Source organism: Bacillus sp. FJAT-45350, from assembly GCF_002335805.1.
In the GTDB taxonomy this organism is placed as follows: domain Bacteria; phylum Bacillota; class Bacilli; order Bacillales; family NISU01; genus FJAT-45350.
Genome location: NZ_NISU01000003.1, coordinates 212,149 through 227,618 on the forward strand (window position 1 = coordinate 212,149; position 15,470 = coordinate 227,618).

The following is a 15,470-nucleotide window of genomic DNA, read 5'->3' on the forward strand; positions in this document are numbered from 1 at the left end:
AACCCATCACTCATAACTCATAATTTTTTTTTAAAAACTCTATGTTTATATTTCTCTATCACTGGCCACACTGTTGATGTGAAAGGTTGGTGGGGAAAATGAATCAAAAAGTTATTATTTATCTATTATTCTCTTTATTCGTTTTAATGTTAAACTGGGAAAGTCAAAAAAGCATGGCAGTTGCTACGTTTCATCAAGAAGTAAATCAAGATGAGGCAATTCGCCTTCGTATTTTAGCTAATAGCGATTCAATCAAGGATCAGTGGCTAAAGCGAGAAATTCGTAATGAAGTAAATGAAGCAATTACAGAGTGGGTAGAGACGATGTATTCTCTAGAAGATGCAAAAGATGTTATTGTCTCGAACATTCCTGAGATAGAAGCTATTGTAGCCGAACTACTTGAAAGTGTTGGCATGAATCAAGATTTCACAGTTGAATTTAATGAAGTACAATTTCCTACTAAGTTATATGGGAATCTAGTATATCCAGCTGGTGAGTATGATGCAGTATTAATTACATTAGGTGAAGGAAACGGGGAAAACTGGTGGTGTGTATTATTCCCTCCTCTATGTTTTGTAGACTTCGCGAATGGTGATGCTGTAGAGCATGAAGCTGATACTGATAATGACTCTGAACAAAAAGATGTAGAAGTACAATTCTTCGTTGTTGAAATGATTTCTGGTTTACTAGATTGGTTTAAAAAATAAATCTATCATATTCTCTTCTTCTCTATCATAAGAGTAAGTAATAGAGTTTGTCCCTTTGACAACTCATTAACTACGCTTTAATAGTATGTAATGATAGAGGAGGCGCAAAACATGGGAATCGTTATTCGTATTGCAGAAGAGAAGGATTTATTACCAATTCAAAGACTAGTTGCTAAAGCTGGTTTATCGGAGCAAGGAATTGAGAATAATATTGGAGATTTCTTAGTTGTAGAGGATACAAATAAGCAAATCGTCGGAACGGTTGGAATTGAACGTTTAGGACTCGATGGGTTATTACGTTCCCTAGTGATTAAGACTGAGAAGAGTAATGCTAAAATTGGTCTTGAATTTGTAGAATTAGCAATTGCTTATGCGAAACAGCAAAACATTCAAAACTTATTTCTACTCACAAATAAATCGGTACAGTTCTTTGAATATCTAGGCTTTGAAGTAGTTGATGATGAAGAAATTCCAAGCCATATTAAGGATTCAAGTCATTTTAAGCAATACGTTAAGGGTGTAACAAAAGTGTTGTCTTGTGAATTATAGTCTATCCACATTGTGAACAAAATTGATATAAAGGTAAAGTTACCCACAAGTTATCCACATCAGTGGATAACTTTTTTCATTTTTTAAATAAATACATAATAATTCAAGGTTTGACAAGGGCTCTACAACAAACGACAATAGTTTTGTATGAGGAGGATGAAAAGTGAGTTATAAACAAACAAATTATTGGAATGTGGATAAAGGACTAACAATAGAAGCTGAACGTGAGTTAATAAAGGAAGCAGCCCTGTGGATAAAAAAAGGAGAGGTTGTAGCCTTTCCAACAGAGACTGTTTACGGATTAGGTGGAAACGCTTTGGACGATGAAGCAATTGAAAAAATTTTTTTAGCTAAGGGGCGTCCGAGTGACAATCCATTAATAGTCCATGTGGCAAATAGTGAGCAGTTAGAAGAGTTTGTTGAATTTATTCCTGATAAAGCGAAGAATTTAATGAAGGAATTTTGGCCTGGGCCGTTAACGATTATCTTACCGAAGAAAGAAGGGATTTCAAATAGAGTGACTGCAGGACTTGATACGGTTGCAGTGCGTATTCCCGATCATCCAGTTGCTCTAGCCTTGCTAGAGGAGGCAAATGTTCCTGTGGCAGCACCGAGTGCTAATCTTTCTGGCAAACCCAGTCCAACTACAGGTGAGCATGTTTTCTATGATTTAAATGGTAGAATTGCTGGAATTGTGGATGGGGGAGCAACTGGAGTGGGCGTTGAATCAACGGTTGTTGACTGCACTGTAGACATTCCTATGATTTTACGACCTGGTGGTGTTACAAAAGAACAGTTAATGGAAGTCATTGGAGAGGTAACGGTCGATCCTGCATTGCATGAAGAAAGCGTTGCCCCAAAATCACCTGGAGTAAAATACACCCATTATGCACCGAAAGCAACATTAACAGTCGTGAATGACTTTCCCAATAAAATAGAAGAACTAGTTCAAGAACAAAAGCAAAAAGGATATAAGGTTGGTGTATTAACAACGGACGAAAATACTACTTTCTATCAGAAGGCAGACCTTGTTTTGCCATGTGGTTCAAGAAATGATCTCCTGTCAGTTGCGACAAATCTCTATGATGTACTCAGAAGCTTTGACAAAATTGAATTAGATTACATCTACGCAGAACCCTTTCCAAAGGAAGGTGTAGGCGTTGCGATTATGAATCGGTTGGAAAAAGCAGCGGGAGGGAGGGTTATTTAGAATTATGAATTATGGTTTATGAATTATGAATGAAAGTTCAAGAGAATTAAAGGTCTAAAAAAGCGTCTGAATTTATTCAGGCGCTCTTCTTAATATTTTAATTCATAACTCATAACTCAGCACTCATAATTCCCTTAACTCTTGTCTTATTTCCCCTTGGACTTGCATAGATTGGAATAGCATGTTCATGTTTAGGGGGGATTTGATGGTTGGTGAAGTGATTACTCTATTAATTATGGCTACGGCACTTGGGATGGATGCTTTTTCTATAGCTCTTGGTATGGGAATGATCGGGTTACGTTATAGACAAATCTTTCAAATAGGTATAACAATAGGTGCTTTTCATATTATCATGCCGCTACTGGGCATTGTTGCAGGGAAGCTTTTATCTAATTATTTTGGTGTGTTGGCGACAATTATTGGAGGGGGCCTTCTTTTACTCATAGGATTACAAATGATCTATTCTTCATTACGTGGTGATGAGGATGGCGAGACTAAATTGGCACCAATTGGGATTGGTTTATTTCTATTTGCCATAAGTGTAAGTCTTGATAGTTTTTCAGCAGGACTAAGTTTAGGAATGCTTGGGGCAAAAACTGTTATTACAGTAGTAGCGTTTGGTGTGATGAGTATGATTTTATCTTGGATTGGTTTAATAATGGGCAAGAAGTTTAAAGGTGTCATAGGCTCTTACGGGGAGCTGCTCGGTGGTTGTATATTAATAGCTTTTGGGGTGAAATTATTACTGCCATAATTAACATCTAGCATAGCGTCATTTGTATGGTTTTTTAGTTAGATATGATAAAATAGATCTTAAGATAGAGACTCTTTGAAGGAAAAAAGAGACAATATACCCAATAAGAAGGAAAGGGTGTTCATTGTTAATGGAACGAGTGTTATTTGTATGCACCGGAAATACGTGTCGAAGCCCAATGGCTGAAGCGTTATTGAAAATGAAAGCAAGTGATCGAATTGAAGTGAAATCTGCAGGTGTTCATGCATTACCTACAAGTGATGCATCACCGAATTCGAAGCAAGTGTTAGTTGAAAAGGGAATTCCTTTTAACCACAGTTCACAACAAATAACTGAAGAATTGATTAATTGGGCTGATATCGTATTAACAATGACGGAAGGCCATCAAATGTTAATCAGTCAACATTTCCCTAAAGCAACTAGAAAAATTGCAACATTAAAAGAGTTTGTACATAAAGGAGACTTGGTTAATAAAGATATATCCGATCCCTTTGGAGGCTCAATTGAAGTTTATCGTCAAACCGCTAAAGAGATAGAGAATTTATTAGACAAAATGTTAGAAGATAACTAATCGAGAGGTGTCTACTTTGGGAGAGAAGAAGAGCTATGGGTTTAGCATAAGAAAGAAACTGGTGCTAGGGATTAGTGGGCTAGCGATTATTACCTTTGGATTTAGTGCTGTATTTATCTTTTTTCTAGCTGACTATTTAGAAGGAGCACTGAATATTCGTGGAGATGCTTTTATAGCATTCACGTTAATTCAAGGTGTATTTTGGAGTGCTGTATTGGGCTTTATTGCTGCACCGTTAATTACAAAGCCTCTAAGTGAATTAGAGGAGGCTGCAAGACGTGCCGCGAATGGAGATATTAGGAAAAATGTTAAGGTTTCTAAATCTGATGATGAGATTCGTGCTTTAGGGTTAGCCTATAATGATATGCTAGATAGTCTACGTAATATGGTTCGTGATATTGAGGGGAACTTCCAAGAAACGAATAATAAGGTTGGAGAAATTACGAATGCATCGCGAGCAGCATCTGAAAAAGCAGATAGCATAAGTAGAACAGTCGAAGAAATTGCGACTGGTGCTGAAAATTCCGCAAATGCAATTCAAAATACAGCAGAGTCTATGGAAGAAGTAACTCAAATTGCTGAACGGGTTCAAATGCAAACAAGAGAGTCTATTCGTTCCTCGGATCAAATGGTTACAACGTTAGGAGATAGTCGTACAGTGATTGATTCACTTGTAGGCGGGATTAAGCAATTAGCGGAAGATAATCAAGTTTCCTTAAAGGCGGTTGCTCGCTTAGATGAACAAGCAAAACGAGTTGAAGAAATTATTTCTCTTGTAGGAGATATTGCAGGTCAAACAAATCTTCTTGCATTAAATGCCTCTATTGAAGCTGCACGTGCCGGAGAGCAAGGAAAAGGCTTTGCAGTTGTAGCAGACGAGGTTCGTAATTTAGCTGATGAAAGTTCAAAAGCAGTGCAAGGAATTTCTAAGCTAATTCATGATATTCAATTAGAAGTAAAAAATGTAGTAAATCAAATAAGTGAACAAGTAAAAGCAGCTAATGAACAGTCAGAAAGAGGAACAGATACAAATCAAGCGATTGGTGAAATGGAAAAGTCTATACATGAAGTAACTGGTGTCATTCATGAAATTTCAGAATTGATTAACAATCAAATGTCTGTCATTATGAATACAGCGAGAGAAACTCAAGAGGTAGCAGCAATTGCCGAGGAAACATCAGCTGGAGCGATCGAAGTTAACCTGACTACTGAACAGCAATCAGAGGTGATTGAAGAGGTAGCGGCAACAGCAAATGAATTATCAAATCAAGCGAAACAACTTAAAGCAACAATTGAGAAATTCTCAATATAGTTAAATGAAGAAAGAAGGCGTAAGGTATGAAAGTAGTAATTGGTTCAGATCATGGTGGTTTTTCAATTAAAGAAGAAATTAAAGCCTTAATGGATGAAATGGGTATTAAATACGAGGATGTAGGTTGTGACTGCACAACGTCTGTAGACTATCCAGACTATGCGGTTCCAGTAGCTGAAAAAGTAGCGAATGAAGAAGCAGATAGAGGAATTTTAATTTGTGGAACAGGGATTGGAATGTCAATTGCTGCGAATAAGGTTAAGGGCATTCGTTGTGCTTTAGTTCATGACCTTTTTAGTGCAAAAGCAACGAGAGAACATAATGATAGTAATGTGTTAGCAATGGGAGAGCGTGTTATCGGCCCAGGTCTTGCTAGAGAAATTGCAAAAGTATGGCTAGAAACTGAATATGAGGGCGGTAGACATGCAAACCGTGTAGGGAAAATTACGGAGTATGAAAATCGCTAAACAATAGAAAGTTGGTGCTGCGATGAATCGATTAATTGAGGGAATCAAAACTCAACTAAATCAAGTATTGCAAGACTTGAATCAAGCTATGCCACTATCTGATCAGCACCTTCTAGTACTTGGGACAAGCACTAGTGAGGTAGTAGGTGAACATATTGGCTCCAAGGGATCTGCTGAAATAGCTGAAGCCCTTTTTTCTATATTCAAATTATTCCAACAACAAACAGGTGTCCAATTAGCCTTTCAATGCTGTGAACACTTAAATAGAGCTCTTGTTATAGAGCGATCAACTGCACGTAAATTTGGTTATGAAGAAGTTACGGTTATTCCAGTAAAGGAAGCAGGGGGCTCGATGTCTACATATGCTTATCAACGGTTTGATAATCCAGTAGTAGTTGAATCTATTAAGGCAGATGCAGGCATTGATATAGGAGATACCTTTATCGGAATGCATCTGAAACATGTAGCTGTGCCAGTTCGAAGTAAAACGAAAATGATAGGTTCAGCTCATGTAACCCTTGCAAAAACAAGACCAAAGTTAATTGGTGGAAATCGTGCAGTGTACCCTGAATTAGCAGAACATGAAAAATGTGATTAATTTTTTAAGAAAAGTACGTGTTTTAATATAAAAACATGGTAGAATAGACAATGTTGGATTATAATTAAAGCAAAATACGAAAGAAGGCGTGTGTAATTAAGCATATCCTTCGAATGGTAAATCATAATTACTAGTTTGTTGAAAATGAAAGGGGAAAGAAAATGGAATCGTTAAAGAAACAAGACCCAAAAGTATTTGAAGCGGTGCAACTAGAATTAGGTAGACAACGAGATAAAATTGAATTAATTGCTTCTGAAAACTTTGTAAGTACAGCAGTAATGGAAACTCAAGGTTCCGTATTAACAAATAAATACGCAGAAGGTTATCCTGGTCGTCGTTACTATGGTGGTTGTGAGTATGTTGATATTGCGGAAGATTTAGCTCGTGACCGTGCGAAAGAAATTTTTGGTGCGGAGCACGTAAACGTACAGCCTCACTCGGGTGCACAAGCGAACATGGGTGTATACTTTACGATTCTAGAACATGGCGATACAGTTCTAGGGATGAACTTATCTCATGGTGGTCACTTAACACATGGTAGCCCTGTAAACTTCAGTGGTGTTCAATATAATTTTATCGAATATGGTGTGGACGAGAAAACACAAGTGCTTGATTATGATGTAATCATGGAGTTAGCAAAAGAGCATAAACCAAAGCTTATTGTTGCTGGTGCAAGTGCATACCCTCGTCAAATTGATTTTGCTAAGTTCCGTGAGATTGCGGATGCAGTTGGTGCATACCTAATGGTTGATATGGCTCACATTGCAGGTCTTGTAGCTGCAGGGCTTCACCCAAGTCCAGTTCCTTATGCGGAGTTTGTAACAACAACAACGCATAAGACATTACGTGGACCTCGTGGTGGTATGATTTTATGTAAAGAAGAATTTGCAAAGAAAATTGATAAATCAATGTTCCCTGGGCTTCAAGGTGGACCATTAATGCACGTTATTGCTGCGAAAGCAGTTGCATTTGGTGAAGCTTTACAAGATGATTTCAAAGTATATGCTGAACAAATTATCAAAAATGCAAAGCGCTTAGGTGAAAAATTGTCAAGCGAAGGGATTAACCTAGTATCAGGTGGAACAGATAATCACCTTTTACTACTAGATCTTCGTAGTCTTGGACTTACAGGAAAAGTAGCAGAGCATGCTCTTGATGAAGTAGGCGTAACAACAAACAAAAACACAATTCCATTCGATCCAGAAAGCCCATTTGTTACAAGTGGTATCCGTATCGGTACGGCAGCGGTAACGTCACGTGGACTTGATGAAGAAGCAATGGATGAAATCGGTGAAATTATTGCTCTAACACTTAAGAACATTGAAGACGAAGCTAAGCTACAAGAAGCAAAAGACCGTGTAGCAGCACTAACAAAGAAATTCCCAATGTACCCAGAGTTAGGTTAATTATGAATGCTGGGTTATGAGTTATGAATTTAGAGCAGGTAAGAATTCTATAGAATTCTTACCTGCTCTTTTCTATAAAAAGTCTTAAAAAGGTCTTAAATTCGTAATTCATACCTCATAATTCATAATTCCCCTCACCTTGCTCTTGATTGCTGTTGTCTTTTTATGTAGAATTTTCAAAGAGTCTGTAATAGGGATATTTCCCCTTATATAAAAAGGAGCTAACAAACATGAGCAAAGTTTACGTATTTGATCACCCATTAATTCAACATAAGTTATCGTATATTAGAGATAAAAACACAGGTACAAAGGAATTTCGCGAGCTTGTAGATGAAGTTGCTGCATTAATGGCATTTGAAATTACTCGTGACTTACCATTAAAAGATGTCATAATTGATACACCAGTTGGTCCAGCACCATCAAAACTAATTGCAGGAAAAAAACTTGGACTAGTTCCAATTTTACGTGCTGGGTTAGGGATGGTTGATGGGATTCTACGTATGATTCCTGCTGCAAAGGTAGGGCATGTAGGACTATACCGTGACCCGGAAACTTTACAACCTATTGAATACTATGTAAAGTTACCAACTGATGTTAATGAGCGTGAGTTTATTGTGATTGACCCGATGCTAGCAACTGGAGGGTCTGCAGTGGAAGCAATTAATAGCTTAAAGAAGCGCGGTGCAGAAAACATTAAGCTAATGTGTCTAATTGCTGCTCCTGAAGGGGTAGAGATTGTTAAGGAAGCTCATCCTGACGTGGATATATATTTAGCGGCAATGGACGAAAAACTAGATGAAAAAGGTTATATTGTTCCGGGTCTTGGAGACGCAGGAGACCGTCTGTTTGGAACGAAATAAAATAAGTCCCAAAAGGTAATTTACCGTTTTGGTGTTTACTTGAAGCACGATCCTGATATGTTAGTAAGAATGTCTCTTCAAAGTGAAAGGGGATTACTATGGAAGACAAGGTAAAGGTACTAACCGTTTTTGGGACAAGGCCGGAAGCGATTAAGATGGCACCGCTTGTTCTTGAGCTTGAAAAGAACGATGAAAAAATAGAATCAATTGTTGCGGTAACGGGACAACATCGAGAAATGCTAGATCAAGTATTAGAGATTTTTAATGTAACTCCAGATTATGACTTGAATATTATGAAGGCTCGACAAACGTTAGTCGATGTTACAACAAATGCGCTTCAAGGATTAGATGATGTAATTAAAAAAGTTCAGCCAGACATTGTATTAGTTCATGGAGATACAACGACCACATTTGTCGCTGGACTTGCAGCTTATTACAATCAAGTGGCTGTTGGACATGTGGAAGCTGGACTAAGAACGTGGAATAAGTTATCTCCTTTCCCTGAAGAGATGAATCGACAATTAACAGGGGTCATAGCGGATCTGCATTTTTCTCCAACTGATAAAGCTGCTAATAATCTTTTGGAAGAAAATAAGCAACAAGAAGCGATTTTTATTACAGGAAATACAGCAATTGATGCGTTGAAGACAACAGTAAATGATGAATATCACCATCCTGTCCTTGAAAAGATAGGTTCTGATCGTTTAATTCTTTTAACTGCACACCGTCGGGAAAACTTAGGAGAACCAATGAAAAATATGTTCCGGGCAATAAAGCGACTAGTGCAAGAAAATGATGATGTTCAAGTTGTTTATCCTGTTCATTTAAATCCTGTTGTAAGAGAAACGGCTGATGAAGTACTGGGAGATGACCCTCGAATTCACTTAATTGAACCGTTAGGCGTTTTAGACTTCCACAACTTTGCGTCTAGAGCGGAGATTATACTAACGGATTCAGGTGGAGTTCAAGAGGAAGCGCCGTCATTAGGTACGCCAGTCCTAGTTCTAAGGGATACGACTGAAAGACCAGAAGGTATAGAAGCGGGAACCTTGAAGCTAGCTGGAACTGAAGAAGAAACAATTTATCAGCTTGCAACAGAACTCCTAACAGATAAAGAGGCTTATGAAAAAATGTCAAAGGCTTCAAATCCATATGGAGATGGACAAGCGTCAAGACGTATTGTAGAAGCAATCCTATATCACTTTAACAAAAGGGATGAGAAACCTCTTCCATTCTCACCTCAATCATAAATAATAAAAAGCATCCTTCGGGGTGCTTTTTATTATTTTGAGAAAGTTTCCATACTTTTAGCACGTATATATTTAGGTTCGAAGATTTATTTTTTGTAAATAAATTTTCTTATGGCGACAAATACTAATTGAACCAGAAGATTGTTTTACCTAGTTGGATACGTGTTTATCATATTATTTTAAGGAGGGATGTCAGCGTTGAAAAAATTATTATTACTTACGTTAGTTGTTGTGTTTGTCATGCTGACGCCTTATAGCCAGGTTGTTCAAGCAAACCAATTTCCAAGCCGTCCTCCAGTGCAGAATGATGAAGAAGAGAAAGAAGCCGTTGTGATTGTGAAGGTTGAAGAAGAGCGGATTGAAGATGTACTCCAAGATATAAAAGATAAGTTTCCAAGCACAAAAGTTAGGAAAAGATTCAATTTATTGTTCTCTGGTTTTTCGATTCAAGTTCTAGAGAAGGATATTAAGGCAATAGAAGCTATAACAGGGATAGAACGAGTAGATAGAGTAGTTACTTATCAAGCGATGATTAATGATAGTGTTCCTTTTATCGGAGGAGATGAAATTCGAAGACAATATGATCGTAATGGTGACCACTTAACTGGTAAAGGAATTAAAGTGGCTGTCATAGATACGGGTATTGATTATAAGCATCCTGATTTAAAGGAAAATTATAAGGGTGGCTTTGATGTAGTCGATTGTGATGAAGATCCAATGGAAACGTTAGAGTCGCAAGGTGCTCCAACTCTACATGGTACACATGTAGCAGGGATTATTGCTGCAAATGGACAAATTAAAGGTGTAGCTCCTGAAGCAGAACTATATGCATACAGAGCATTAGGACCAGGAGGCCAGGGAACAACGGAGCAAGTAATTGAGGCGATAGAAAAAGCAGTAGAGGATGGTGTAGATGTCATTAACCTTTCTCTTGGGAATACTGTAAATGGTCCTGATTGGCCAACTAGTATTGCGCTAGATAAGGCAGTGGATTTAGGTGTAGTAGCAGTAACCTCTAATGGAAATAGTGGTCCAAAAATGTGGACAGTTGGTTCTCCTGGTACATCAACGAATGCGATATCTGTTGGAGCTTCACTTCCTCCTTTGAAGATACCGTATCTGACTGTTTTTGGAGAAAATAAGGAGATTGAGCAAAATGGAATAGGTGGTGGTCTGCCGTGGACGATTAAACGGGATTACCCAATAATATCAGCAGGATTAGGGATGAAGTCTGACTTTGACGATAAGAATGCAGAAGGGAAAATTGTTATAGTAAAAAGAGGAATTATTCCTTTTATTGAAAAAGCACAGAATGCAAAAGAGGCAGGTGCGAAGGGATTAATCATATACAATAACACAAGTGGTAGCTTTGCGGGAGCTTTAGAAGGTGGTGTAGAACTGCCGATTGTCTCTATCTCAAAAGAAGATGGAGAATGGATTGTTGATAAAATAGCAGATGATCGTAAGGATGAAGAGACGTTAAGGACTCTTTATAAAGACGAAGAGGATTTCCTAGCGCCGTTCAGTTCAAGAGGACCAGTAACCCATACATGGGAGGTAAAGCCAGATGTGGTTGCTCCTGGAGTCTCGATTGATAGCACAATTCCTAAAGGATATCTCGGGTTGAATGGTACTAGTATGGCTGCTCCCCACGTAGCTGGTGCTGCGGCATTGATTAAGCAGGCGCATCCCGATTGGAGTCCGCTGCAAATAAAAGCAGCATTAATGAATTCTGCTAAAGGGTTAGCAGATAGAGATGGAAATGCCTATTATCCATATGAGCAAGGGGCAGGAAGAATTCAAGTCGATAAAGCAGTCGAGATGGATACACTTGTTTATCCTGGCGCAGTTACTTTTGGAAAATGGTCAAAGGATGATAGACGTGAAGTGAAAGAAGTAACATTAACTATTGATAATCAATCCCCTAAAGAAAATACTTATTACGTTGTACCGCCGATAGATGCACCAGATGGCATCCAATGGAAGGTTCCATTTTCTTTTACACTAGAACCGAATGAAACCAAAGATGTAACGGTAGTAATGGATATTATGCCATCAGTATTAAAAGAAGGTGTTCATAGTGGTGACATATTCGTCAAAGGTGGAAATGAGGACATACGTGTACCTTATCAGTTTTTTATCGAGGAACCTGATTATCCAAGACTTATGGCATTTATGTTTGAGCACGCAGATTATCCAGGGGCATACCGTTATGAAATGTATTTACCAGGTGGTGCAGAGGAAGTAGGAATTGCAATTTATGATCCGGACACATTTGAATTCCTAAGATATTTGGATGTGAAGAAGAATGTTGAAAGAGGAATTGTAGAAGGAGAAATTGCAGCTGATTCATTAAGGGACGGTGTGTATAAAGCATTGGTATTTGCTAATAAAGATGGACAAGAAGACACAATTGAAACAACAATTATAATTGGCGACAATGAATATCACAAACCAAATAATATTCAATAAGTAAGTGAATTTTATTGATGGATGTCTTATGAGTAAAGTGAGACTCTTATGGAAGGTTGCTGAAAAAGTGTGATTTTCACTTTTCCAGCAACCTTTTTTAAGTAATGAGGTAAGCCGTTGCATCTTATGAAGCTTGCTATGAGTGGTTTTTTCAAAGCAAGCGCGCAACGTGCGGAGACATTACTGCTTCCTGAATCCACTATATTGGACCTTTTCAGCAGTCTTCTCTTAAGGCGTCCTGTTTTTGTTTTCGAAGCGAATAAAACTGAGGAATATTCAGAGAATAAGTAGTGCTTGTTTAAAATTTGTCAAAAGTGTGAACAAAGAAAAGATAGAAATATTCACCTGGCGTTTTATTACCAAAACACGTTGACATCATGTTTACCCTATTGTACGATTACAAAGGATGTAATGATAAGGTTTACATGTAGTACATAGCCTTGTCCACTAATACCGGTATAAGCACATATGAATAATGAGTTTTTAGGATAAGAAGCAATGGTTTATCAAGTTAAATTTCTCATGGAGGCCTCTAAATGAGAGAAAAAAAACCTCAAGCCCAGCTAGTGCGCGCAATGGCACTTATGTCGACAGTTCTATCCTACTTAGTAGGACCAATTTTAGTTGGAGTGTTTGGTGGTCAATGGCTTGACTCGTACTTTGAGACAAAACCAATTTTCTTGCTTATAGGACTATTACTTGGTATTGCTACAGGTGTTTATGGATTGTTTAGGCTACTCGGTGAGTTTTTAGGAGAAGATGATTCATGAATCAGTTTTCGGCTAGCATGAGACGCTATACATCATATAACTTATACTTGCTAGCGTTATATGTACTAGGTTGGGGTTTCACTCCATACGATTCATTCTTTCAAGGTTTAATAATAGGTGCTGTACTAGGCTCCTACAATTTATGGAGTATGTACAGCAAGACGAAGCGTTTAGGACAAGCTGCGGTAGAAGGAAAGAAGATGTATACCATTGGTACACTTTCTAGATTTGCAGTAGGTGCAATAATTGCGATTATAGCGATTCGCTATCCAGAAACGTTTCACATTATTGGTTTGATAATAGGTTTAATGTCAGCCTATATTATCATCTTAATAGATTCTTTATTTCAAATAAAAAGCTTGTCGCAAAGAAAGAGGTGAAAACTTTTGGATTATGGAGCTCCTATAGTAGAGAATTTGTTTGGTATACCTTGGCTTTCTGTTAACTTAGCCAACATTCTTATGATTACTGTTTGTTCAGGTATAACACTTTTAATTGGAATTCTCAGCGCAAGGGCAATTCAGATGAAGCCTACAGGTATGCAAAACGTATTTGAATGGTTAATTGACTTTGTCAAAGGCATTATTAATAGCACGATGGATTGGAAAACAGGTGAACGTTTCCTAGGATTAGGTTTGACGATTTTCCTTTACATCCTTATTTCTAACTTAGGAAAATTACCTTTCGCAATTATTACAGAGCCAGGTCATGTTGTTTGGTGGAAAACAGTAACGGCGGATCCGCTGATTACCTTAACACTAGCTGCAATGATTATTGTTATGACTCATTTTTATGGTATTAAGATGAAAGGTTTTGGTGGGTATGGTAAGGATTACTTCAAACCAGTACCATTTCTGTTTCCACTAAAAGTGGTAGAGGAATTTGCCAACATTTTAACGCTTGGAATGCGTTTATTCGGTAATATGTATGCTAAATCAATTTTAATGGGACTATTAGTTTCATTAGGTGTTAGTGGTTGGTTTGGATTTGTTGCAGGTATTATACCGACAGTTGCATGGCAAGCTTTTAGTTTATTTATCGGTGTTATCCAAGCATTCATTTTCTTAATGTTAACTATGGTTTACATGGCGCATAAAGTTAGTGACGAACATTAATAACTTCATTAATTTTGCTCAATCTTCATCTGAGCTTAAATATTAAAAAAAACATTTTATATAATTCAAGGGAGGATTTTTATTATGGGTAGTTTAGCAGCTGCAATCGCAGTAGGTTTAGCGGCACTTGGTGCGGCATTAGGGAATGCATTAATCGTTAAGAGTACGTTAGAAGGTATCGCACGTCAACCAGAACTTAAATCAACTTTACAAACAGTTATGTTCATTGGTATCGCTCTTGTAGAGGCATTACCAATCATCGCAGTAGTTATTGCGTTCTTAGTAATGGGTAACTAATTAACCGTTGAAAAGTATAAATGGCGGAGTCCGTTCTATCGTAATAGAAGCTTCGCCATTCCTTTTGTATGACCACTGAAAGGAGTGAATTCTATGTTTGGTAGTATTAACTGGGGAGATGCATTATACCAGTTGTTAACATTCTTCATCCTATTGGCCCTTCTTAAAAAGTTTGCATGGGGACCAATTGTTGGGGTGATGAAACAACGTGAAGAATATATCGCTAATGAAATAGATACAGCTGAAAAGAACCGTAAAGATGCAGAGAAATATCTTGAAGAGCAACGTCAAGAGATTCAACGTGCTCGTGAAGAAGCACAAAGTATCGTTGATAACGCTAAGAAATTAAGCGACAGTCAAGCTAATGAAATAGTTACTTCAGCGAAAAATGAAGCAGAACGTATTAAAGAGTCTGCAGTAGCTGAAATTCAACGTGAAAAAGACCAAGCAGTTACTGCTTTAAGAGAACAAGTGGCTTCTTTATCAGTACTTATTGCTACAAAAGTTATTGAAAAAGAACTAGATCAGAAAGAACAAGAGAAACTTATTCAAGAGTACCTTAAAGAAGTGGGCGAAGAGCTATGAGCAGTAAGGCAGTAGCGAATCGTTATGCTGTTGCTCTTTTCCAAGTTGCTAAAGAACAAGGAACATTAGAGCAAGTAGGTAATGAGCTTCAGCTTGTCAAGAATGTATTCTCTAACACCGATGGATTTATTGAGTTAATTAACCATCCAAAGGTAGAAAACACGAAAAAGTTAGACCTTATTCGTGAGAGTTTTTCAAATGCAGTTAGTAAAACAGTCTTAAATACTTTGTTACTACTAGTAGAACGCAATAGAATGGGAGCTCTTTATCCGTTAATTAAAGAGTTTGAAAAGCTTTCATTTGAAGAGCGTAACATTGCATTCGCAACAGTTTATTCTACTGTGAAATTAACAGAGGAACAGCAACAATTACTTTCTAGTAGCTTTGCTAAGAAAGTTGGAAAAGAAACTTTATACATCGAGAACATTGTTGATCCAACTCTATTAGGTGGATTAAGAATTAGAATCGGTGATCGTATATTTGACGGCAGTGTAAAAACACAATTAGATCGCTTAGAGCGTCAATTGGTAGCCGGAAAACGCTAGTA

18 protein-coding genes are annotated in these 15,470 nt (G+C 37.6%); all 18 read left to right on the plus strand.

From position 1 onward, the window contains the following. Nucleotides 1-98: 98 nt before the first annotated feature. The 18 genes from spoIIR (at nt 99) to CD003_RS20145 (ending at nt 15,468) form a co-directional block, all read left to right on the plus strand. Nucleotides 99-707, plus strand: a complete 609-nt coding sequence (spoIIR, locus tag CD003_RS20060) for a stage II sporulation protein R (protein ID WP_096203036.1) — start codon at nt 99-101, stop codon at nt 705-707. A 111-nt stretch (nt 708-818) separates the two neighbouring features. Continuing rightward, complete coding sequence (locus CD003_RS20065; protein ID WP_096203037.1) at nt 819-1,256, plus strand: GNAT family N-acetyltransferase; 438 nt, start codon at nt 819-821, stop codon at nt 1,254-1,256. Nucleotides 1,257-1,419: 163 nt separating this feature from the next. Beyond that, complete coding sequence (locus tag CD003_RS20070; RefSeq protein WP_096203038.1) at nt 1,420-2,466, plus strand: L-threonylcarbamoyladenylate synthase; 1,047 nt, start codon at nt 1,420-1,422, stop codon at nt 2,464-2,466. Between the two features lie 205 nt (nt 2,467-2,671). Continuing rightward, nucleotides 2,672-3,220: a manganese efflux pump MntP gene (locus CD003_RS20075; RefSeq protein WP_096203039.1), complete on the plus strand. Its 549-nt coding sequence runs from the start codon at nt 2,672-2,674 to the stop codon at nt 3,218-3,220. A 130-nt stretch (nt 3,221-3,350) separates the two neighbouring features. Beyond that, complete coding sequence (locus tag CD003_RS20080) at nt 3,351-3,791, plus strand: low molecular weight protein arginine phosphatase (RefSeq protein WP_096203040.1); 441 nt, start codon at nt 3,351-3,353, stop codon at nt 3,789-3,791. 16 nt (nt 3,792-3,807) lie between these two features. After that, nucleotides 3,808-5,103, plus strand: coding sequence for a methyl-accepting chemotaxis protein (locus tag CD003_RS20085; RefSeq protein ID WP_096203041.1), 1,296 nt, complete (start codon nt 3,808-3,810; stop codon nt 5,101-5,103). 26 nt (nt 5,104-5,129) lie between these two features. Next, nucleotides 5,130-5,570 carry a ribose 5-phosphate isomerase B gene (gene rpiB, locus CD003_RS20090; RefSeq protein ID WP_096203042.1) on the plus strand — a complete coding sequence of 147 codons (441 nt, stop codon included), beginning with the start codon at nt 5,130-5,132 and terminating at the stop codon, nt 5,568-5,570. 22 nt (nt 5,571-5,592) lie between these two features. Beyond that, entirely contained in the window at nt 5,593-6,168 is a 576-nt protein-coding gene (locus tag CD003_RS20095; protein WP_096203043.1) for a TIGR01440 family protein, read from the plus strand. 161 nt (nt 6,169-6,329) lie between these two features. Then, nucleotides 6,330-7,574, plus strand: coding sequence for a serine hydroxymethyltransferase (glyA, locus tag CD003_RS20100; protein WP_096203044.1), 1,245 nt, complete (start codon nt 6,330-6,332; stop codon nt 7,572-7,574). Between the two features lie 230 nt (nt 7,575-7,804). Then, on the plus strand, nt 7,805-8,434 hold the full coding sequence (gene upp, locus CD003_RS20105; protein WP_096203045.1) for a uracil phosphoribosyltransferase: 630 nt from the start codon (nt 7,805-7,807) through the stop codon (nt 8,432-8,434). A 98-nt stretch (nt 8,435-8,532) separates the two neighbouring features. Then, entirely contained in the window at nt 8,533-9,684 is a 1,152-nt protein-coding gene (gene wecB / locus CD003_RS20110; protein WP_096203046.1) for a non-hydrolyzing UDP-N-acetylglucosamine 2-epimerase, read from the plus strand. A 189-nt stretch (nt 9,685-9,873) separates the two neighbouring features. Next, nucleotides 9,874-12,156, plus strand: a complete 2,283-nt coding sequence (locus CD003_RS20115) for a S8 family serine peptidase (protein WP_096203047.1) — start codon at nt 9,874-9,876, stop codon at nt 12,154-12,156. A 536-nt stretch (nt 12,157-12,692) separates the two neighbouring features. After that, entirely contained in the window at nt 12,693-12,926 is a 234-nt protein-coding gene (locus tag CD003_RS20120) for an AtpZ/AtpI family protein (protein WP_096203048.1), read from the plus strand. Continuing rightward, entirely contained in the window at nt 12,923-13,306 is a 384-nt protein-coding gene (locus CD003_RS20125) for an ATP synthase subunit I (RefSeq protein ID WP_096203049.1), read from the plus strand. The genes CD003_RS20120 and CD003_RS20125 overlap by 4 nt, the downstream gene beginning before the upstream one ends. A 6-nt stretch (nt 13,307-13,312) precedes the next feature. After that, nucleotides 13,313-14,041 carry a F0F1 ATP synthase subunit A gene (gene atpB / locus CD003_RS20130; protein WP_096203050.1) on the plus strand — a complete coding sequence of 243 codons (729 nt, stop codon included), beginning with the start codon at nt 13,313-13,315 and terminating at the stop codon, nt 14,039-14,041. A gap of 84 nt (nt 14,042-14,125) precedes the next feature. Continuing rightward, complete coding sequence (atpE, locus tag CD003_RS20135; protein ID WP_096203051.1) at nt 14,126-14,338, plus strand: F0F1 ATP synthase subunit C; 213 nt, start codon at nt 14,126-14,128, stop codon at nt 14,336-14,338. Between the two features lie 93 nt (nt 14,339-14,431). Further along, nucleotides 14,432-14,923 (plus strand): F0F1 ATP synthase subunit B, encoded by a 492-nt coding sequence (atpF, locus tag CD003_RS20140; protein WP_096203052.1) that lies wholly within the window; start codon nt 14,432-14,434, stop codon nt 14,921-14,923. Continuing rightward, the gene (locus tag CD003_RS20145; protein WP_096203053.1) at nt 14,920-15,468 is read left to right on the plus strand and encodes a F0F1 ATP synthase subunit delta; all 549 of its coding nucleotides are present in this window, start codon (nt 14,920-14,922) and stop codon (nt 15,466-15,468) included. Before atpF ends, CD003_RS20145 begins: the two co-directional genes overlap by 4 nt. Nucleotides 15,469-15,470: the final 2 nt, after the last annotated feature.